The following is a 19603-nucleotide window of genomic DNA, read 5'->3' on the forward strand; positions in this document are numbered from 1 at the left end:
GGTGGAGGGCCTGCTGTGGGCCGCCGGAATCGCGGTCGGCCTGTGGGCGCTCTGCGGCCTGGCGATGGTGCTGCTGGCCCGCCGCCTGCCGCCGGGGCTGCTGCGCGACCTGCTGGAGTTCCTGCCCGCCTGCGTCGCGACCGCGCGGACGCTGCGTGGTGCGCCCGAGGTGCCACGGCGGGCGAAGCTCGCGCTGCTGCTCGCGGTCCTCTGGGTGCTCTCCCCGATCGACCTGCTGCCCGAGTTCCTGCCGGTGATCGGCCCGCTCGACGACGTGGTCGCGGTGGTGCTGCTGATGCGGTTCGCCGCCCGCAGCGTGCCGCGACCGCTGATCGAGGCCGCCTGGCCGGCCAACCCGCGGGTCCTCGCGCGGCTGCTCGACGGCCGCCGCGGCGGCGAGCGGCCGCGCTAGCCGACGTCCTGCGGGAACCGCAGCCGGCGGTCGGGGTCGACCCGCCGGCGGACCGCCCGCAGCCGCTCGAGGCTGGCCCCGTAGTAGGCCCGCCGGAAGCCGCCGAGGCCCGGGTCCGGGTAGTTGACGTAGGCGCCGCCGGTCGTCCGCCCGCGCAGCGCCCGCCGGTTGCCGCGGACCCAGGCCCGGGCGCCGGCCAGGCCGCCGCTGCCCGGCTGGGCGTAGTGCTGGATCTGGGCGATCGCCGCCCGGTGCGGGAACGCCCCGGGATCGGCGGCGTCGCGGACGGCGCCGCCGAGCGCGTCGAGGATGATCGCCCCCGAGCCGCCGCGCCGCGCCTCCAGCCGGGCGGTCAGCCGCCGGCGGCCGGCGGCGTCGAGCGGCCGCGCCAGGTAGTCGCTGGTGCCGGCCCAGGTCTCGCGCGGCATCCGCCCGCCGGGCCGGGTGCCGGCCGTGTGGCAGGCGGCCAGCGGCTGGCCCAGGCAGCCGGCCCAGCGCAGCTGGTTGGTCAGGTGCGGGGCGACGCCGCTCGACAGCCGCGCGCCGCCGATCCGGGTCAGCGGCGCGATCGCCCGCCGCAGCGCGCCGACGTCGTCGCCCAGCCACTGGCCGATCGCCCGCACCGCCGGCGTCGTGCCCCGCAGCAGCGAGAACGTGCTCGACAGCCGCGGGTCGGCGTCGGGCACCAGCGCCTGCCAGGCGGCCAGCGCCTGCTCGGCCGCGGACCACGGCCACGAGATCGCGAACCAGGCGCTGCGGCGGACCGCCGCCGGCTCCAGCCGCGCCTCGAGCAGGACCGCGAACTGGCCGCCCCCGCCGCCGCGCAGCGCCCACAGCAGCTCCTCGTCGCCGCGGCGGTCGACGGTCCGCAGCTCGCCGGTCGCGGTCGCCACCCGCGCCGACCGCAGCCGGTCGCTGGTCAGGCCGAGCCCGCGGACCGCCGGGCCGATCCCGCCGCCGAGCGCCAGGCCGCCGAAGCCGACCGAGGGGCAGGTGCCGGCCGGCAGCGTCAGGCCGCGCCGCGCGAGGCCGGCGTAGACGTCGATCAGCTGGGCGCCGGGGCCGACCACCGCCTGGCCGTCGGCGATCCCGACGTGGCGCAGCCGGCCGAGGTCGACGACGACGCTGGCCGGATCGCCGCCCGCCCAGCCGGCGAAGCCGTGGCCGCCGCTGCGCGGGACCACCCGCACGTCGCGCTCGGCGCCCCAGCGGAGGGTCGCCGCCACGTCGGCGGCGTCGCGGGCCTGGACCACCGCCGCCGGCCGCGGCGCGTAGGCGCCCTGGGCGATCCGGCGGGCGGCGGCGTAGCGCGAGGAGCCGGGGGTGACGACCGGGCCGCGGGTCCGCCGGGCCAGCTCGCGGAGCGCCGCCGGCGAGGGCCGGCCGGCCGCGGTCGCGCCGTCGGCGAGCAGCGCACCGCCGGCCGCGGCCACCGTCAGCGCGGCGCCCTCGCGCAGCAGCGTCCGTCGCGAGCGCCGATCGACCATCGTCCGAGGATGACCGATCGGCGCCCCGCCGCCGACCTTCCCGGCGCCGCCCCGCTCGCCGCGATCAGCGGGCGGTCAGCCGCAGCGTCCGCGCCCGCTGGGGGGTCAGCAGCGGCGTGCCGCCGAAGCGGGCGCTGGCCCGCAGCGCCACCCGACCGCGCCCGGGCAGCGCCCGCGCCGGCACCCGCAGCGTCCGCTGGTAGCGGCAGCGAGCGCCGACGGTCCGCAGCCGCGCGCTGGTCCGCGCCACCCGCCGGCCGCCGCGGTGGAGGTCGATCCGGACCGTCCCCGAGCAGCCGGCGACCGCACCGATCCCGAGCGGCAGCCCGAGCTCGCCGCTGAGCCGGAAGCGGAACGGCGCCCGCCGGTCGCTGGTCGGGCGGGCCCGCAGCGAGAGCCGGCCGGGCGCCACCCGCTGGGCCGGCGGCGAGCTGGAGGGCAGCCCCGAGCCGTCGCGCAGGCGGCCGACGCGGACCCGCTGCGGGTGGTCGCCGACGGGGATGCTGGCGATCTCCTTCTCGCTCGCGTAGGAGATGATCGCGACCCGGTCCTCGCCGCTGACCGAGACGTAGCAGTACTTGCCGTCGCTGCTGTTGGTCGCCCAGTAGGGCTTGTCGCCGACCGGGATCACCGTCGTCCGGAAGTCGGCGCGGGCGACGATCGCGGCGTAGTCCGACATCGTGCCGGCGACGCACAGCTTCGTGCCCTCGGGGTTGATCGCCAGCCCGTGATGGGCCGAGTCGAGTACATACTGCTCGCGGCTGAGGGTCTTCGCCTTCGCGCTCAGCGGCAGCGCGGCGACCCGGGTCACCCGCTGCTCCTGCTGGTCGTACTCGACGAAGCCGTGGAGGAACGACAGCTGCAGGTAGATGTAGCGCTCGCCGGGGGCGATCGCCATCGGCCGCACGGCCGCGCTGGCGCCCTGGACCCCGAACTCGGCCATCTTGCGGTTCATGTGGACCTGCTGGAGGACCTTGAACGTCTTCGCGTCGATCACCTCGAAGACCCGGTCGCCCTTGGCCGAGTCCTGGCTGGGGTCGTCGAAGTTGGTGAAGACCGAGCCGATGCTGGCGTGGTAGATCCGCTTGCCGTCGGCCGAGTAGTTGCTCTCGTGCGGCTGGTCGCCGGAGGGGATCCGGTGGGTGATCCGGCCGGTGGCGGTGTCGACCACGTCGACGACCTTGGCCGTCGAGGCCGAGACCAGCAGCTGCTTGCCGTCGGGCGAGATCGCCATGTGGTCGGAGCGGTTGCCGTCGATCCGGGTCCGCCAGACCAGCCGGTGGGTGCGGAGATCGATCGCGACGACGTCGGCCAGGCTCGGCCGCGAGACGTAGACGTAGCGCCCGTCGTGGCTGGTGAACATGTCGTCGACCAGCTGGTCGTGGCCCTCGCCGATCAGGTTGCGGATCAGCAGCGCGTAGTAGACGAGCTGGACCGGGTCGCGCTGGATCTCGGCGATCCGCTGCTGCAGGTCCGGCACGATGTTGATCCGGAACAGCCGCTTGAAGCTGGTGGTGTCGACGACGTCGGCGGTGCCGTCCCAGTTGTTGCCGACGAGCATCACCTCGCGGGTGCCCGGCTGGGCGGGGACGGCCGGCCCCTCGGCGAGCGCGGCGGCGGGCCCGGCGGCGGCGGTCGCGAGCAGGCTCGCGACCAGCAGCGCGAGCCGGCGTGGGCGGCGGAACAGCGGCATCAGGACTCCCTCGGAACGACCGGCCGGCGCGCCTGCGGTGCCGCGGCGAGCCAGCGAACGGCGCCAGCCTACCAGGGTGGTTACACTTCTGAAACTCCGGGTGGCTCCGCGCCACGCCGACGTGGCCCTGCCCGGGCCGCGCGATCGCTCCTGCCCCCGCGCCGACGGGTGCTCCTGGCATGATCGGCGTCGTGTCCACGCCTTCGACACCCGATCTGCTCGCCCTCGCGCTCGCCAACGCGGGCGCCGACGACGAGGATCCGGTCCGCGATCGGATCCTCGACGCCGCCGTCGAGCAGTTCCAGGCGATCGGGATCCGCCGGGCCAGCGTCGGCGACATCGCCCGCCGCGCCGGCGTCGGGCGGATGACCGTCTACCGCCGCTTCCCCCAGCGCGACGAGCTGATCATGGCCGCGATGCTGCGCGAGGCGCAGCGGGTCGTGGCCCAGATCGCCGCCCCGCTGCTGGCGATCGAGGATCCGGTCGAGCAGCTGGCCGAGGCGACGGTGCTGGCGTTCAACGCGATCGTCGAGCAGCCGATCCTCAAGCGGGTGCGCGAGACCGAGCCGGAGGACGTCGGCCAGTGGGTCACCGGCGGCAGCGGGCCGCTGCTGACGCTCGGCCGCAGCGTGGTGGCGGCGCTGCTGCGGGGTCACGTCGAGGCCGGCCGGCTGCGGCCGCAGAACGTCGACCTGACCGCCGAGCTGCTGGCGCGGTTCACGATGTCGCTGATCGCCCAGCCGGAGACGCTGATGCCGATCGGCGACGACGACGCGCTGCGCGAGTTCGCCCGCCAGCACGTGCTGCCGATCGTGACCGGCCAGGCGCCGCCGCCGCGCCCGCCGGCCAAGCGCGCCCGCAAGCGTTGACCGCCCGGCTGCTCCTCGTCCGCCACGGGACCACGGCCGCCGTCCGCGCCGCGGCCTTCCCGCACGACGAGCCGCTCGACCCGCGCGGCGTCGCCGAGGCCCGGGCGCTGCTCCCGCACCTGCCCGCGCGCCCGGCCGTCCGCCGCTCCCCCGCCCGTCGCTGCGGCGAGACGGCGGCCGCGCTCGGCCACCCCGACGCGCCCGTCGACGACGAGCTGCGCGAGGCCGGCTTCGGCGACTGGGCCGGCCGTGCGCTGGCCGACCTCCACGGCGAGACGCCCGAGGCGGTGGTGGCCTGGATGACCGACCCCGGCTTCGCCCCGCCCGGCGGCGGCGAGTCGCTGGAGGCGCTCTGCGCCCGCGTCGGCGGCTGGCTGGAGCGGCGGGCGGCCGACGAGCAGCCGACGGTGGCCGTCACCCACGGCGGGGTCGTGCGGGCCGCGATCGCCGTCGCGCTCGGGGCCCCGGCCAGCGCCGCCTGGCGGATCGACGTCGCCCCCGGATCGCTGACCGAGCTGCACGCCCACGACGGCCGCTGGCGGCTGGTGCGGGCCAACTGGACCCCGCCCCGCGACGAGCTGCGGCGGGCGCGGGCGACCGCCGACGACGACCCCGACGACGGCCCGCCGGCGTGAGCGAGCGGGCCCCGATCGCCGCCGGGCTGCTGCTCGGCTGGGCCGCCGACCGCGCCTTCGGCGACCCGCGGCGAGCGCATCCGGTGGCGCTCTTCGGCCAGGCGATGCTGGCGGTCGAGGCACGGCTGTGGCGCGACGACCGCGCGGCCGGGACGGCCTACGCCGCCACCGGGGCGCTGCTCGGCGCCGGGCCGGTGCTGCTGGCCGACCGCGCCCTGCGGCGGCGCCCCGCGGCCCGCACGGGGCTGGTCGCGGCGGTCACCTGGGCCGCGCTCGGCGGTCGCTCGCTGGCCGCGGCCGGCCACGACCTGGCGACGCTGATCGCCCGCGACGACCTGGAGGGCGCGCGGGCGCTGGCGCCGACGCTGGTCGGCCGCGACCCGGCGACGCTCGACGCCGCCGGGCTGGCGCGCGCGGGGCTGGAGTCGGTGGCCGAGAACAGCTCCGACGCCGTCGTCGCCCCGTTCGTCTGGGGCGCGCTGCTGGGCGCGCCCGGGGTGGCGCTGCACCGCGCCCTCAACACGATGGACGCGATGGTCGGCCACCGCTCGCCCCGCTACGAGCGATTCGGCTGGGCGGCGGCCCGCGCCGACGACGTCGCCGGCTGGCCGGCGGCCCGCGGCGGCGCCGCGCTGACCTGCCTGGCCGCGGCCACCGTCGGCGGCTCGGCGGGCGGGGCCTGGCGGACCTGGCGCCGCGACGGCCACCGCCACCCGAGCCCCAACGCCGGCCGGGTCGAGGCCGCCTTCGCCGGCGCGCTCGGGGTCCGGCTGGGCGGGCGCAACGTCTACGGCGGCCGGGTCGAGGAGCGGCCCGAGCTGGGCGACGGCCGCGCCCCCGAGCCGGCCGACCTGGAGCGGGCCGCGCGGCTGTCGCTGCGGGTCGGCGCGCTGGCCGCGCTCGCCGCCGCGGCCGTCGCGCTGCGGCCCGGCCTCCGCCGCGGGCGACGCTGACCGCCGACCCGACAGCGACCCCACCCGTCAGGATCCCGTCCGTGCCGCCCGTCCCCCGCACCCGCCCGCTCGACCCGTCGGCGCCCGCCGGGACGCTGCTGGTGGCCGGCACCACCTCGGACGCCGGCAAGTCGCTGCTGACCGCCGGGATCTGCCGCTGGCTGGCGCGCCAGGGCGTGCGGGTGGCGCCCTTCAAGGCCCAGAACATGGCCCTCAACGCGGCCGTGACCCCGGACGGGCTGGAGCTGGGCCGCGCCCAGGCGGTCCAGGCCGCCGCCTGCGGGATCGAGCCCGAGGCGCTGATGAACCCGGTGCTGCTGAAGCCGACCGGCGACCGCGTCAGCCAGGTGGTGCTGCTGGGACGGCCGTTCGGGACCGCCGGCGCCCGCGACTACCGGCGGCTGCGGGCCGAGCTGCGCGATGCCGTGCTCGACAGCCTGGCGACGCTCCGCGGCCGCTTCGACGCGGTGATCTGCGAGGGCGCCGGCAGCCCGGCCGAGATCAACCTCCGCGAGGGCGACTTCGTGAACATGGGCCTGGCGCGGGCCGCGTCGATCCCCACGATCGTCGTCGGAGACATCGACCGCGGCGGCGTCCTGGCCGCCCACTACGGGACGATCGCGCTGCTCGACCCGGCCGACCAGGCGCTGATCGCCGGCACCGTGATCAACAAGTTCCGCGGCGACCCGGGACTGCTGGAGCCGGGCGTGGCGGCGCTGGAGCGGCTGACCGGGCGGCCGCTGCTGGGGGTCGTCCCGTGGGCCGAGGGGCTGGAGCTGGACGCCGAGGACGGCCTGGCGCTGCGCCGCTTCGACCGCCGTTCGAGCGCCGCCGACGCGCTGCGGGTGGCGGTCGTCGGCCTGCGCCGGATCAGCAACTTCACCGACCTCGACGCGCTCGCCGTCGAGCCCGAGGTCGACCTGCGGCTGACCCGCGACCCCGACCTGCTGCGCGAGGCCGACCTGGTGGTCCTGCCCGGCAGCAAGGCGACGGTCGCCGACCTCGAGCACCTGCGGGCCGACGGCCTCGACCAGGTGCTGCGCGAGCGGGCGGCGCGCGGGCGGGCGATCCTCGGCGTCTGCGGCGGGTACCAGATGCTCGGCGAGCAGGTCGAGGACGACGGGATCGAGACCGGCGACGGCACCGTCCCCGGGCTCGGCCTGCTGCCGGTCCGGACGGCGATGGCGGCCGACAAGATCACCCGCCGGCGGACGGGGCGGCTGCGGGTCGGCGGCGACGGGGCGCTCGCGGCCGACGGGCCGGGGGTCGACGCCGGCGGCTACGAGATCCGCCACGGCCGGGTCGTCCGCCACGGCGGCCTCCGCCTGATCGACGCCGATCCGGTCGCCGCGGCCGGCGGCGAGGCCGATCCGGCCGACGAGGGCTGCGTGGTCGGGACGGTCGTCGGCAGCTCGTGGCACGGGCTGCTGGAGCACGACGAGGCGCGGCGGGCGCTGCTCGGCTGGGCGGCGGCAACCGCCGGCCGCGGGTTCCGTCCCGGCGACGTCCGCTTCGCCGAGGTCCGCGAGCGGCGGCTGGACGCGCTCGGCGACCTGGTCGAGCAGCACCTCGACGGCCCGGCGCTGCTGCGGCTGCTGCGGGAGGGCGCGCCGGGCGGGCTGCCGACGCTCGCCTGCGGGCCGCTGGACTAGACCGGCAGCTCGTACTCGATCCAGGTCGAGCGCGACGCCCCGAGCCGGTCGTAGACCGCCTGCGCCCGCGCGTTGCCGGGCGCCGTCGTCCAGGTCAGCGCCCGCACCCCGTGGCGGCGGGCCTGGTCGCGGGCGGCGGCGATCAGCGCCTCGGCCAGGCCGCTGCCGCGATCGCTCGGGGCCACGTAGAGGTCGTAGAGGACGGCGATCCGGGCCGCGTCGATCGTCGACCAGGTCCAGTAGACCGTCGCGAAGCCGACCGCGGTCCCGTCCGACTCGCGGCGGGCGAGCAGCTGGACGCCGTGCCGCTCGGGGTCGGCGACCAGCGCCCGAGCCAGGTCCTCGAGCGCGTCGGCCGGGGCCGGCGGGATCTTCTCCGTCTGCTCGTAGAAGCCGCAGTAGGCCTCCATCAGCGGGACCAGGGCGCCGACGTCGCCGGCGCCGACGAGGTCGATCCGATGCGGGCTCATGACCCCAAGTGAAGCGCAGCGACCGGCTCCACCGCCGTCCGCGAGCGGGGCGTGACGCCGCCGTCCCCCGGATCAGGCATGGTTGTCGCGATGCGTGCGCTGATCGTGGGTGCGGGCGAGGTGGGGTGGTACCTGGCGGGCCACCTGGCGCGGGAGCAGCACGAGGTGGTCGTGCTCGACCGCGACCGGGACCTGCTGCTGCGCCGCTCCCGTTCCGGGCTCGACGTGCGGGTCGAGCGGGCCGACGCCGTCAGCCCGCGCGAGCTGGCCGAGCACCGGGCCGGCGAGGCCGACCTGTTCGTCGCCGTCACCGCCAGCGACGCCACCAACCTGCTCGCCTGCCTGCTGGCCCGCGAGCAGAACCCGGACAACCCGCCCCAGACGATGGCCCGGGTCCGCGACGCGGACTACTACGCCGAGGGCGAGGACTCGGTCGCCGGGACGCTCGGGATCGACCTGCTCGTCAGCCCCGAGCTGGCCGCGGTCGGCGACCTGGAGCGGGCGCTGCGGGTCCGCGGCGCGGTGCGGGTGGAGACCTTCGTCGACGACCGGCTGGCGCTGGCCGAGTGCATCGTCACCGAGGGCTCGCCGGCCGCCCGCCGCGCGATCAGCACCCGCCCCCACGTCACCGACTCGCGGATCGTGGCGCTGCTGCGCGAGGGCCGCGTGCACCTGACGAACAAGGACACCACCCCGCTGCCCGGCGACCACCTGGTGCTGGCCTGCCCGCGCGAGCAGCTGAAGGAGGCTTGTCGCGAGATCGACCCCGACGCCCAGCCGGTCCACCGGGTGGCGATCTTCGGGGCCGGTCAGATCGGCGTCGCGCTGGCCGCCCGGCTGGCCGCCGCCGGCCGCGAGATCGTGGTCCTGGAGCCCGACGAAGCGCTGGCGCGGGAGGCGGCCGAGGAGCTGTCCGACCGCACGATCGAGGTGCTGTGGGAGGAGGGCGCCTCGGAGGACGCGCTGCGCGAGGCCGGCGTCGACACCTGCGACGCGTTCGTCTCCTGCGCCGGCGACGACCGGACGACGCTGCTGGCCTGCACCCACGCCGACCGGCTCGACATCGGGCTGGTCCAGGCGGTGCTCTCGCGCGAGGAGTTCACGCCGCTGGCCGAGGCGCTCGGGGTCGACGGCACGGTCGCCCCGCGGCTGGCCGCCGCCGAGCGGATGCTGCGGACCTCGCGCGGGACCGGGGCCCGCAAGAGCACGCTGCTGGTCGACGGGCTCGAGGCGCTGGAGTACCGGATCGGCGACGGCAGCCCGCTCTGCCGGCGGCCGCTGGTCGGCGCGCTCCCGCGCGAGACGCTGCTGGCGGCGGTGGTCCGCGACGGCGAGGTCCGCTTCCCGGGCCAGATCGACCGCTTCGCCGGCGGCGACGTGCTGCTGGTGCTGGCGACCGGCAACGGCGCGGCCAAGCTCGGCTCGGTGCTCGGGTCGTGAGCCGCCGGCCCGCCCCGGCGCTCGACCGCGCGTCGCGGGCGCGGGCCGCGCGTCGCTCCGCCGCCCGCGTCCGGCGCTCGCCGATCGGCGCCCGCTTCGGCCCGCTGACCCGCCGCGCGCTGACCGCCGGCGCGGTCGCGATGGCCGCGGCGGCGCTGCTCTGCACGCTGGTGGCGGCGATCACCGACCAGCGGGCGGTGGGGGCGTTCGGCGGGACCGCGGTCGCGGCGACGATCCTGACGCTGCTGCTGCGGCGCTCGTGGGTCGGCCGCGCGATGCCGACCCCGACCGGCCGCGACGGGCTGATGGCCGCCGGCCTGACCTGGCTGGCGACGAGCCTCTTCGCCGCCGTCCCGCTGCTGTTGAGCGACGCCACGCCGCGGCTGGCGCAGGCGATCTTCGAGGGCACCAGCGGGATCACCACCACCGGCGCGACCGCGATCGCCGACGTCGACGGCCAGGCCCACGCGGTGCTGCTGTGGCGCTCGCTGAGCCACTGGATCGGCGGCATCGGCATCGTCGTCCTGCTCGTCGCGGTCGCGCCGGCGGCGGGCGGCGCGGCGCGGCGAGTGCTGCTCGGCGAGACCAGCCGCGCGACCGAGGAGACCGTCGCCCCGCAGATGCGCGACACGGCCCGGATCACCGCCCAGCTCTACCTGGCGGCGACCGCGGTCGCGCTGGTGGTGCTGCTGCTGGTCGGCCTGACGCCGTGGGAGGCGATCAACCACGCGATGTCGATGGTGGCCAGCGGCGGCTTCTCGACCCGCACCGCCTCGGCCGGCGGCTTCGACTCGGCACCGGTCGAGATCGCGATGTTCGTGCTGATGGTGGCCGCGGGCGTCAGCTACGTGGTCTGGTGGCGGCTGGTGCTGCGGCGCGGGATCGGCCACCACTGGGCGGAGCTGCGGGCCTACCTGCTGTTCATCCTCGCGATCGGGGTGCTGCTGGCGATCGCGGCCCACGGCGGCGACGCGCCGCGCTCGGCGCTCGACGGGCTCTTCACCTCGGCCTCGATCGTGACCGGGACCGGCTTCACCACCGCCGATCCCGACAGCTGGGGCGAGGAGGCGCGGCTGCTGGTGCTGATCGCGATCGCCTCGGGCGGGATGGTCGGGTCGACGACCGGCGGCTTCAAGGTCCGCCGCTGGATGACGCTCTTCGGCGGCGTCCGGGCCGAGATCCAGCGCCAGATCGCGCCGCAGCGGATCGTGGTGGTGCGGATCGGCGGCAAGCCGGTCACCGACGACACGGTGCGGGCGGCGTTCGGCTTCATGGCGGTCGCCTTCATCGCCCTGGTCGGCGGGGCGGCGCTGCTGGCCGCGGCCGGCTACGACCTGCTGTCGGCCTTCTCCGGCGCCGCGGCCTGCCTCTTCAACGTCGGTCCCGGGCTCGGGCGCCTGGGCGGGATCGAGTCCTACGCCGAGGTGCCCGACTCGGGGCTGCTGGGCCTGAGCTTCCTGATGCTGCTCGGCCGGTTGGAGCTGTTCACCGTGCTGGCGCTGTTCACGCGCGGGCTCTGGCGCGCCCGCTGATCGGCGGCGTAGGCGGCGGCCGCGCCGGCGGCGGCGACCAGCGCGGCGATCCCGCCGATCGCCATCCCGACCCGCGGCCCGGCGGCGCCGGCGATCCAGCCGACGAGCGGGGCGCCGATCGGGGTCGAGCCGAGGAAGACCAGCGAGTAGAGCGCCATCACCCGGCCGCGCATCGCCGGCTCGACCTCCAGCTGGAGGGTCGAGTTGACGCCGGCGGAGAAGGTCACCGAGGCCATCCCGAGCAGGATCAGCGGGGCGACCTGGAGCGGCAGGCTGGGGGCGACGGCGGCCAGCAGCTGGAAGCCGCCGAAGAGCGTGGCGGCGCCGACCAGCAGCCGCGGGGTGACGCGGGCGCGGGCGCCGGCGACGAGCGCGCCGATCACCGAGCCGACGGCCATCGTCATGGTCAGGAGGGTGAAGGTGGTGGCGGTCCCCTGCCAGGTGTCGTGGGCCATCAGCGGCAGCACGATCTGGAAGTTGAAGGAGAGCAGGCCGATCAGGGCCATCATCCCCAGCGGGATCAGCAGCGTCGGGGTGCGGCGGACGTAGCGGACGCCCTCGCGGACGGCGCCGGGGCGGCGCTCGGCGCGGGGGGCGACGTGCATCTGGTCGGGGTCGAGCCGCCAGAGGGCGGCGATCATCGCCACGAAGGTGAGGGCGTCGAGCACGAAGCACCAGGCGATCCCGACCAGCGCGATCGTGGCGCCGGCGATGCCCGGGCCGACGATCCGCGCGCTCTGGATCACGACGCTGTTGAGGGCGACGGCGTTGACCAGGCGGTCGGGGCCGACCAGCTCGATCGGCAGCGACTGGCGGGCGGGGTTGTCGATCGCCATCGCGGCGCCGCGCAGGAAGACCATCGCGTAGACGACCAGCGGGGTGACGATCCCGGTCGCGGTGGTGACGGCGAGCACGACCGCGGGCAGCATCAGCGCGGTCTGGGTGGCGATCAGCAGCCGCCGCTTGTCGACGCGGTCGGCGAGCAGCCCGCCCCAGGCGCCGAAGAGCATCAGCGGCAGGAACTGGAGGGCGGCGGTCAGGCCGACGGCGAGCCCGTCGCCGGTCAGCTGGACCATCAGCCACATCGCGGCGACGTTCTGGATCCAGTTGCCGCTGACCGAGACGACCTGGCCGGCGAAGTAGCGCCGGTAGTTGGGGACGTGCAGTGAGTCGAAGGTGCGGTGGAGGGTCTCCGTCATCGGGCTCCCTTCGTCGCCGCCGTCGCGGGCGTGAGGTGGGTGTCGTTCGGGGTCGCGGCCGGGCCGTCGTCGTCGAGCAGCTGCTCGATCAGCGTCGCGGCCCGTTCGAGGGTCTGGCGGTCGGCGGCCGAGAGCCGCTCGACCCGCCGGGCGAGGAACGCGGTCTTGCGCGACCGGACCTCGGCCAGGTGGGCCTGGCCGGCGTCGGTGATCGCGACCCGGCAGGAGCGCCCGTCCTCGGGATCGCTGTGCCGGACCAGGTAGCCGTGCTGCTCCAGCTTGGCCACGATTCGCGTGGCCGACGGGCGCCGGATCCGCTCCCGCTCGGCCAGCTCGCTCGGCGTCAGCGGCCCGTGCCGGGCGATCGTCGCCAGCGCGGCACCGAGCGTCGGGCCCAGATCGGGATGGTCGGGGTCGCTCGTCTGCCGCAGCCGCCGCGCGGCGCGGGCGATCGTGATCCGCAGATGCGCGGCCAGCTCGGCTGGATCGTCGTCGGACGTAGTTCGCACTGGTAATTAGTTTAGCGAACTATATGGCGGTGGGTGGGGCGCGTCGGCGTGGTCGGCGGGTGGCGTGGTGGCTCGGGGCGTGGGCAGCTGGCCGGTGAGCGTGCCGTGGCCGGGTCGGTCAGGCGAGCGGGCCGCGGCTCCGGCGGGCCTGATTGGCCTTCGTCAGAGGCACGTACGGGAGCGGGGGCTGGTGGCGGTTCGGGGCGGCGTCGGCGGGATCAGCCGCACGGCAGCGGCGTCATTCCGCCCCTGCCCCGGCGGGAGGCCAACGTCACATGCCCCAGCCGCTCCGTCCGCCGTGTGACGTTCGCCCCCGCCCGCGGCCGCGAACGTCGCATGGGGCGGGTGGGGGCCGCCGGCATGTGACGTTCTTCCCGGCCAGCGACCGAAACGTCACATCTGGCGACGGGCGCCCGCCCCAACGCCGCATTCGCCTCCCAGCCGCTCCCCGCCACCACCCGACCCCGCCCCGCGCCACCACGGCCCAGGTCTCCCTCCCCTACGTGCCCCCGCCGAAGGCCAGTCAGGCCCGCCGGAGCCGCCACCGCCCACCCGACCAACCCGGCGACGGCACCCTCACCGGCCAGCTGTCCAGCCCCCGAACGACCACGCCACCCGCGGACCTGACCAGCCATCCCCACCGGCCAGCCGAAACCAGGCCAGCCGAACCCCGACCGGCCGAAGCCCGCGCCACTCCTCAAGCCGACATCGGCCCCCGCCGCCGCAGGTCCTTCTCCGACAGCGCCACGTGGTCGATCTCGAAGCGGTCGGGATGCGCGGCGGTCCACCAGGGACGCCAGGCCTCGGGCGGCTCGCGCAGCAGCTCGCCCTCGTCGAGCCAGTCGTACAGCTCGGCGTAGTTGGCCGACCAGGCCGAGCCGACGCGGCGGCGGAGCTGGGCGTGCCGCAGGTCGGCGGGATCGCGCACGCCCATCGCCGCCATCATCCGCTGGGCGCTGTGGACGGTCGCCGCCTGGTACCGGGCCACCCGCGGGGCCTTGTCCGACACCACCAGCGAGCGGTAGCGCTTCGGGTCCTGGGTCGCCACGCCGGAGGGGCAGGTGTTCGTGTGGCAGCGCTCGGCCTGGATGCACCCCGCGGCGAACATCATCGCCCGGGCCGAGTTGGTGAAGTCGGCCCCCTGGATGATGCGCTTGACGATGTCGGCCCCGGTGGCGACCTTGCCGCTGGCGCCGATCCGGATCCGGTCGCGCAGGCCGCAGCCGACCAACGCGTTGTGGACGAACAACAGGCCCTCGGTCAGCGGCAGCCCGACGTGGTCCTCGAACTCGAGCGGCGCCGCCCCCGTCCCGCCCTCGGCCCCGTCGACGATGATGAAGTCGGGCGTCACCCCGGTCTCGACCATCGCCTTGCAGACGGCCAGGAACTGGACCCGCGAGCCGACGCAGAACTTGAACCCGGCCGGCTTGCCGTCGGCCAGCTCGCGCATCCGGGCCACGAACTCGACCAGCTCGCGCGGGGTCGAGTAGACCCGGTGCCCCGGCGGCGAGACGCACGTCTGGCCGATCGGCACTTCGCGCGCGGCGGCGATCTCGGCCGTCACCTTCGCCCCCGGCAGCACCCCGCCGATCCCCGGCTTCGCGCCCTGCGAGACCTTCAGCGAGACCATCTTCACCTGCCGCAGCGCCGCCTGGTCGCGGAACCGCTCGGGGTCGAAGTCGCCGTCCTTCGTCCGCGCCCCGAAGTAGCCGGTGCCGATCTCCCAGACCAGGTCCCCGCCCGGCTCGCGGTGGTACTTCGACATCCCGCCCTCGCCGGTGTCGTGGGCGAAGCCGCCGATCCGCGCCCCCTCGTTCAACGCCAGGATCGCGTTCTGCGACAGCGCCCCGAAGCTCATCGCCGAGACGTTCAGCAGCGCCATCTCGTAGGGCCGCGTGCAGTCCGGCCCGCCGACGGTCACCCGCGGCTGCGGGGCGTCGGCCGCCGGCGGGTCGACCGGGGCCATCGAGTGCACCAGGTACTCGCGGTCGACCGCGTCCAGATCGAGCTCGGTCCCGAACGGCGACTCGTCCTCGACTCCCTTCGCCCGCTCGTAGACGATCGAGCGGGTGTCGCGGTCGAACGGCCGGCCGTCGGTGTCGCTCTCGACGAAGTACTGCTGGATCTCCGGCCGCAGGTCCTCCGCCACCCACCGCAGGTGCCCGGTCAGGGGATAGGTCCGCAGCACCACGTGCCGCGTCTGGACCAGGTCCCAGCCGGCCAGCGCGGTCAGGGCCAGCAGCGGGACCGCCGCCCACCACCAGCCGGCGCCGACGGCCAGCGCCAGCACGGTGGCGACCACGGCCAGGACGGCGACGGCAACGGCGGGAACGAAGCGGAGCACGGTGAGGGACCTCCGGAAGACGACGACGCCAACGCTACGGCGCCGGGCGGCCGTCCCCCGCCGACCTGGCGGGCCGCCGCTCAGCCGTCGCCGTCGCGCACGAAGACGCCCGCCGCGGCTGCCGCCACCGCCGCCGCGGCCGCCCGCCGCGCGTCGGCCGGCGCGGGCGGCCGGCCGCGGGTCAGCCGCTGGTAGTAGAGCGGCGCCGAGACCGCCCGCACCACCGCCGCCGCGTCGGTGCCGGCGGGGACCTCGCCGCGCGCGACGGCGTCCTCGACGCAGCCCGCCCAGACCGCCACCCGCCGCTCGTAGAACCGCTCCAGCGCCGCGGCCGCCCGCTCGTCGCAGGTCGCCGCCGCCACCAGCGCCGCGTAGAGCCGCCCCTCCTGCGGGTCGGCGAGGGTCCGCTGGACGCGGCCGGCGTTCTCCTCCAGGTCGGCCAGCAGCGACCCGCGGTCGACCCGGTCGCCGGCCCGGTCGGCCATCTGGTCCAGCAGGTCGGCGACCAGCGCGGTGGCGCTGCCCCAGCGGCGGTAGACCGTGGTCTTGCCGACGTCGGCGGCCGCGGCGACCGCACCGAGGTCGATCCCGTCCAGCCCGCGGGCGGCGAGCGCGTCGCGGGTCGCGGCCAACACCGCCTCGCGGACCCGCGCCGTCCGTCCCCCCGGTCGCGTCTGCGGCTGCTCCATGCCGCCATCCTAACGGGACCCGAGAACCATTAGCCCGCCCGACTGCGCTACCTTCCTAATGGAACTGCATTCCCTTTAGAGGAGAAACGACGATGGAGTACCGACGGATCGGCGACTCGGGGCTGCTGGTCCCCGAGCTGAGCTTCGGGGCCGGCACCTTCGGCGGCCGCGGGCCGCTGTTCGGGGCCTGGGGCGACAGCGGCGTCCGCGAGGCGCGCGAGCTGATCGACATCTGCTTGGAGGCCGGGGTGACGCTCTTCGACACCGCCGACGTCTACTCCGACGGCGCCTCCGAGGAGGTCCTCGGCGCCGCCCTCGAAGGTCGCCGCGACGAGGTCCTGATCTCGACCAAGGCCGGCCTGCCGCTGAGCGACGACCCCCGCGACGGCGGCACCTCGCGGAGCCGGATCGTGGCCGCGGTCGACGCCGCGCTGCGGCGGCTGCGAACCGACCGGATCGACCTCTTCCAGCTCCACGCCCACGACGCCGGGACGCCGGTCGCGGAGGTGCTGTCGACGCTCGACGCGCTGGTCCGGGCCGGCAAGCTGCGCTACGTCGGCGTCTCGAACTTCCCCGGCTGGCAGCTGATGGACGCGCTCGCCGTCGCCGACCGCCACGGCTGGCCGCGCTACGTCGCCCACCAGGTCTACTACTCGCTCGTCGGCCGCGACTACGAGTGGGACCTGATGCCGCTCGGCGCCAAGCACGGCGTCGGGGCGCTGGTCTGGAGCCCGCTCGCCTGGGGCCGCCTGACCGGTCGGATCCGCCGCGGCGCCCCGCTGCCCGACGGCAGCCGCCTGCACCGGACCGCGGCGTTCGGGCCGCCGGTCGACGACGAACGGCTCTACGACGTGGTCGACGTGCTGGAGCAGGTCGCCGGCGAGACCGGCCGGACCGTCCCCCAGGTGGCGCTCAACTGGCTGCTGACGCGGCCGACCGTCGCCTCGGTGATCGTCGGCGCCCGCAACGCCGAGCAGCTGCGCGACAACCTCGGCGCGGTCGGCTGGCGGCTGAGCGACGAGCAGCGGGGCCGGCTCGACGCGGTCAGCGCCCAGCCGGCCCCCTACCCCCACTTCCCCTACCGCCGCCAGGAGGGCTTTGCGCGGCTGGCGCCGCCGATCGCCGGCTGACCGGCTCAGGCCGCCCGCAGAGCCGGCGTGCCGTCCTCGATCACGAACCGGCGCGCGGTCCGGATCGGCGCGCCGGGGCGGCTGACGTAGTCGACCGTGCGGTAGTCGGCGCGGGCCTCGCGGGCGTCGACCGCCACCCGCACGTAGCCGCGCCGGCGGCTGTACCACTTGACCTGCGGGTTGTCGGCCAGCTGCGCCGGCTGGCTGTCGTTGCCGTCGCCGGTCGAGGTGATCGAGGTGCCGATCAGCTCGACCCCGACCCGCTGCGAGTCCGGCACCCGGGTGTCGCGGTTGATCTCGCAGGCCCAGTTCGAGTGGACGTCGCCGGTGATCGCCAGCGGGTTGCGGACCCGGCGGTCGACGATCCCCTGCAGGAACCGCTCGCGCGCCACCGGGTAGCCGGCCCAGCCGTCCATGTAGAGCGTCAGCCCGTCGCCGGCCTTCTGGTCGATCGCGGTCAGCGGCACCTGGTTGGCGATCACGTTCCAGCGCGCCGACGAGCGGCCCAGGTCGCGCAGCACCCGCCGCTCCTGGTCGTCGCCGAGGAACGTGCGCGCGGGATCGGCCCAGGCGTCGCAGGGCGCCTTGGTGCCGTCGCCGCAGGCCTGGTCGCTGCGGAACTGACGGGTGTCGAGGACCGCGAACTGGGCCAGCTGGCCGTACTCCAGCGTCCGGTCGAGCCGCATGTCCGGGCCCTTCGCCCGCTGCCGCCGGCGCAGCGGCATGTGCTCCCAGTAGGCCTGGTAGGCCGCCGCCCGCCGGGCCCGGAACGCCTCGGCGGTCTGGCCGTCCTCCGGCACCAGCCCGGCGTAGTTGTTGTCGACCTCGTGGTCGTCCCAGGTGACGACGAACGGGTGCGCGGCGTGGGCGGCCCGCAGGTCGGCGTCGGAGCGGTACTGGGCGTAGCGGCGGCGGTAGTCGAAGAGGCTGGTGATCTCGTCGCCGACGTGGTGGCGGACGTTGCCGTTCTCCGACTTGTAGACGTCGGTGCCGTGCTCGTAGATGTAGTCGCCGAGGTGCAGGACCAGGTCCAGGTCCTCCTCGGCGACGTGGCGCCAGGCGGTGTAGAAGCCGTGCTCGAACTGCTGGCAGGACGCGAACGCGAACGCCAGCGAGGCCGGGGTGGCGCGCAGGTCGGGCGCGGTGCGGGTGCGGCCGACCGGGCTGACCTCGTCGCCGGCCGCGAACCGGTACCAGTAGCTGCGGTGCGGGCGCAGGCCCTCGACCTCGACGTGGACGCTGTGGGCCGCGTCGCGGTCGGCGATCGCCACGCCGCGGCGGACGACGCGGCGGAAGCGGTCGTCCTCGGCGATCTCCCAGCGGACCTGGATCCGGTCGTACGCGATCGGGTCGACGCCCAGCCCGTCGGTCGCCAGCCGCGTCCAGAGCACGACGCCGTCGGACGACGGATCGCCCGAGGCGACGCCGAGCGCCCACGGGCTCGACGGGAAGCGCGGGCGGGAGCGGGCGAACGACGGCGCGACCGGGAAGCCGGCCGTGGCGGCGACGGTGGCGCCGGCCAGGCCGGTGCGCAGCAGCGTTCGACGGGTCAGGGACGACACGCGGGACCTCCGGGGGGATGCGGGGCGGTCGTGCCGGGAAGCCGGCTGCGAGGGGGCGACCGCCGGGACGCGTCGATCACACCAGCGCCCGCGCGGCCGCGGTGTGACCGTTCGGTGACCGGATCAGCCGGCGGCGTCGGCCGCCGCGTCCCACGGGTCGCGGATCCGCGCACTGGCCCAGGCCGGCCGCGGGTCGAGCACGAAGGCGCGGAAGCCGGCGACCCGCACGAAGACCTCGGGATCGCCGTGCTGCGCGCCGCAGGCCACGCCCCACGAGTCGACCCCGACCAGCAGCGACCGGCGGCGCTCCCGGTCCCAGCGCAGCAACGGGCCGCCGCTGTCGCCGTTGCAGCCCGACGCGTAGGGCGCGCGGCCGTCCGGATCCTGGGTGCAGAGCATCCGGGTCGGGTGGAACTGGGACTTCTGGTCGGGATCGGCGCGGGCGATCGCGTGGCGGCAGACCGTGGCCGAGCGGACCACCAGCCGCGCCGTCCGCAGGACGCCGAAGCGGCCCGGCCGGCGCGGGTCGCTGGTCCCGTAGCCGAGCAGCCGCAGCCGCTCGCCGCGGCGGACGGGGCGGGTCGAGAGCGCCACCGGGGCGATGTCGGGCACCGGCCGGTCGAGCTCGACGATCGCCAGGTCGTGGTCGGGCTGGGCCGGGTAGGCCGGCAGCTGGTAGCGGAACCGCGGGTGGCGGGCGACCCGCGCGGCGACGTAGGCCGCGCCGCCGATCCGGACCCGCGTGACCCCGGGATCGACGTGGCTGGCGCAGTGGCCGGCGGTCAGCAGCCGGTCGGGCGCGACCAGCGTCGCGGTGCAGGCGTCGGCCAGCGAGACGACCGCCGCGTGGGCCCGCGGCGTCGCCCGGGCCCCGCCGACGACCGCCGTCGCCGGCGCCACCAGCGCCCCCGCGAGCAGGCCGGCCAGCGCCGCCGCGAGCAGCCCGCGACGGGCCCGACCACGAGCCTCGAGCGCGGACGTCATCGACCGAGCGTAGACCCTCGCGCGGCGGGCGCCCGCCGCGTGC

At 76.4% G+C, this 19603-nt stretch carries 17 protein-coding genes; 8 read left to right on the forward strand and 9 right to left on the reverse strand.

Annotated features, from left to right (window positions below):
- Position 1 precedes the first annotated feature (1 nt).
- A complete protein-coding gene (locus tag SH587_RS14310) occupies positions 2–412 on the forward strand; it encodes a YkvA family protein (RefSeq protein ID WP_320671308.1) in 411 nt (136 codons plus the stop codon).
- Here the strand turns inward: SH587_RS14310 and SH587_RS14315 are convergent.
- Positions 409–1899 carry an FAD-binding oxidoreductase gene (locus tag SH587_RS14315; protein ID WP_320671309.1) on the reverse strand — a complete coding sequence of 497 codons (1491 nt, stop codon included), beginning with the start codon at positions 1897–1899 and terminating at the stop codon, positions 409–411. The two genes, SH587_RS14310 and SH587_RS14315, sit on opposite strands and share 4 nt — an antisense overlap.
- A 64-nt stretch (positions 1900–1963) precedes the next feature.
- Complete coding sequence (locus SH587_RS14320; protein ID WP_320671310.1) at positions 1964–3592, reverse strand: YncE family protein; 1629 nt, start codon at positions 3590–3592, stop codon at positions 1964–1966.
- Between the two features lie 191 nt (positions 3593–3783).
- Between SH587_RS14320 and SH587_RS14325 the strand changes: the two genes are divergently transcribed.
- The 4 genes from SH587_RS14325 to SH587_RS14340 are packed head-to-tail and all read left to right on the forward strand — an operon-like array spanning position 3784 to position 7701.
- A complete protein-coding gene (locus SH587_RS14325) occupies positions 3784–4461 on the forward strand; it encodes a TetR/AcrR family transcriptional regulator (RefSeq protein ID WP_320671311.1) in 678 nt (225 codons plus the stop codon).
- Positions 4458–5096: a histidine phosphatase family protein gene (locus SH587_RS14330; RefSeq protein WP_320671312.1), complete on the forward strand. Its 639-nt coding sequence runs from the start codon at positions 4458–4460 to the stop codon at positions 5094–5096. Before SH587_RS14325 ends, SH587_RS14330 begins: the two co-directional genes overlap by 4 nt.
- On the forward strand, positions 5093–6049 hold the full coding sequence (locus tag SH587_RS14335; RefSeq protein ID WP_320671313.1) for a cobalamin biosynthesis protein: 957 nt from the start codon (positions 5093–5095) through the stop codon (positions 6047–6049). The genes SH587_RS14330 and SH587_RS14335 overlap by 4 nt, the downstream gene beginning before the upstream one ends.
- A 41-nt stretch (positions 6050–6090) precedes the next feature.
- Positions 6091–7701: a cobyric acid synthase gene (locus SH587_RS14340; protein ID WP_320671314.1), complete on the forward strand. Its 1611-nt coding sequence runs from the start codon at positions 6091–6093 to the stop codon at positions 7699–7701.
- On the opposite strand, the gene SH587_RS14345 is transcribed toward SH587_RS14340, so the two are convergent.
- The gene (locus tag SH587_RS14345; protein ID WP_320671315.1) at positions 7698–8171 is read right to left on the reverse strand and encodes a GNAT family N-acetyltransferase; all 474 of its coding nucleotides are present in this window, start codon (positions 8169–8171) and stop codon (positions 7698–7700) included. The genes SH587_RS14340 and SH587_RS14345 overlap by 4 nt on opposite strands.
- A gap of 90 nt (positions 8172–8261) precedes the next feature.
- Between SH587_RS14345 and trkA the strand changes: the two genes are divergently transcribed.
- Both trkA and SH587_RS14355 read left to right on the forward strand, forming a co-directional pair.
- Entirely contained in the window at positions 8262–9611 is a 1350-nt protein-coding gene (gene trkA / locus SH587_RS14350) for a Trk system potassium transporter TrkA (RefSeq protein ID WP_320671316.1), read from the forward strand.
- The gene (locus SH587_RS14355) at positions 9608–11143 is read left to right on the forward strand and encodes a TrkH family potassium uptake protein (protein ID WP_320671317.1); all 1536 of its coding nucleotides are present in this window, start codon (positions 9608–9610) and stop codon (positions 11141–11143) included. Before trkA ends, SH587_RS14355 begins: the two co-directional genes overlap by 4 nt.
- On the opposite strand, the gene SH587_RS14360 is transcribed toward SH587_RS14355, so the two are convergent.
- The 4 genes from SH587_RS14360 to SH587_RS14375 all read right to left on the reverse strand — a co-directional run bounded on the left by SH587_RS14360 (position 11026) and on the right by SH587_RS14375 (position 15884).
- Positions 11026–12342 (reverse strand): MFS transporter, encoded by a 1317-nt coding sequence (locus SH587_RS14360; RefSeq protein ID WP_320671318.1) that lies wholly within the window; start codon positions 12340–12342, stop codon positions 11026–11028. The two genes, SH587_RS14355 and SH587_RS14360, sit on opposite strands and share 118 nt — an antisense overlap.
- Positions 12339–12851, reverse strand: coding sequence for a MarR family winged helix-turn-helix transcriptional regulator (locus tag SH587_RS14365; RefSeq protein WP_320671319.1), 513 nt, complete (start codon positions 12849–12851; stop codon positions 12339–12341). Before SH587_RS14365 ends, SH587_RS14360 begins: the two co-directional genes overlap by 4 nt.
- A gap of 697 nt (positions 12852–13548) precedes the next feature.
- Positions 13549–15195, reverse strand: a complete 1647-nt coding sequence (locus SH587_RS14370) for an FMN-binding glutamate synthase family protein (protein ID WP_320671320.1) — start codon at positions 15193–15195, stop codon at positions 13549–13551.
- Between the two features lie 80 nt (positions 15196–15275).
- On the reverse strand, positions 15276–15884 hold the full coding sequence (locus tag SH587_RS14375; RefSeq protein WP_320671321.1) for a TetR-like C-terminal domain-containing protein: 609 nt from the start codon (positions 15882–15884) through the stop codon (positions 15276–15278).
- Between the two features lie 92 nt (positions 15885–15976).
- Here SH587_RS14375 and SH587_RS14380 point away from each other — a divergent pair, with 92 nt between their 5' ends.
- On the forward strand, positions 15977–17014 hold the full coding sequence (locus SH587_RS14380) for an aldo/keto reductase (protein ID WP_320671322.1): 1038 nt from the start codon (positions 15977–15979) through the stop codon (positions 17012–17014).
- Positions 17015–17019: 5 nt separating this feature from the next.
- Here the strand turns inward: SH587_RS14380 and SH587_RS14385 are convergent, their stop codons facing one another.
- Positions 17020–18576: an alkaline phosphatase D family protein gene (locus SH587_RS14385; protein WP_320671323.1), complete on the reverse strand. Its 1557-nt coding sequence runs from the start codon at positions 18574–18576 to the stop codon at positions 17020–17022.
- Between the two features lie 123 nt (positions 18577–18699).
- Entirely contained in the window at positions 18700–19560 is an 861-nt protein-coding gene (locus SH587_RS14390; protein WP_320671324.1) for a S1 family peptidase, read from the reverse strand.
- Between the last annotated feature and the right edge of the window lie 43 nt (positions 19561–19603).

Origin of the sequence: Patulibacter defluvii, assembly GCF_034096925.1 — a bacterium.
In the GTDB taxonomy this organism is placed as follows: Bacteria; Actinomycetota; Thermoleophilia; order Solirubrobacterales; family Solirubrobacteraceae; genus Patulibacter; species Patulibacter defluvii.

What these genes read in the sequence shown, in the direction of transcription:
- SH587_RS14315 (WP_320671309.1), bottom strand. Translation starts at nt 1,899, where the DNA reads ATGGTCGATCGGCGCTCGCGACGGACGCTGCTGCGCGAGGGCGCCGCG.
- SH587_RS14320 (WP_320671310.1), bottom strand. Translation starts at nt 3,592, where the DNA reads ATGCCGCTGTTCCGCCGCCCACGCCGGCTCGCGCTGCTGGTCGCGAGC.
- SH587_RS14345 (WP_320671315.1), bottom strand. Translation starts at nt 8,171, where the DNA reads ATGAGCCCGCATCGGATCGACCTCGTCGGCGCCGGCGACGTCGGCGCC.
- trkA (WP_320671316.1), top strand. Translation starts at nt 8,262, where the DNA reads ATGCGTGCGCTGATCGTGGGTGCGGGCGAGGTGGGGTGGTACCTGGCG.
- SH587_RS14360 (WP_320671318.1), bottom strand. Translation starts at nt 12,342, where the DNA reads ATGACGGAGACCCTCCACCGCACCTTCGACTCACTGCACGTCCCCAAC.
- SH587_RS14375 (WP_320671321.1), bottom strand. Translation starts at nt 15,884, where the DNA reads ATGGAGCAGCCGCAGACGCGACCGGGGGGACGGACGGCGCGGGTCCGC.
- SH587_RS14380 (WP_320671322.1), top strand. Translation starts at nt 15,977, where the DNA reads ATGGAGTACCGACGGATCGGCGACTCGGGGCTGCTGGTCCCCGAGCTG.
- SH587_RS14390 (WP_320671324.1), bottom strand. Translation starts at nt 19,560, where the DNA reads ATGACGTCCGCGCTCGAGGCTCGTGGTCGGGCCCGTCGCGGGCTGCTC.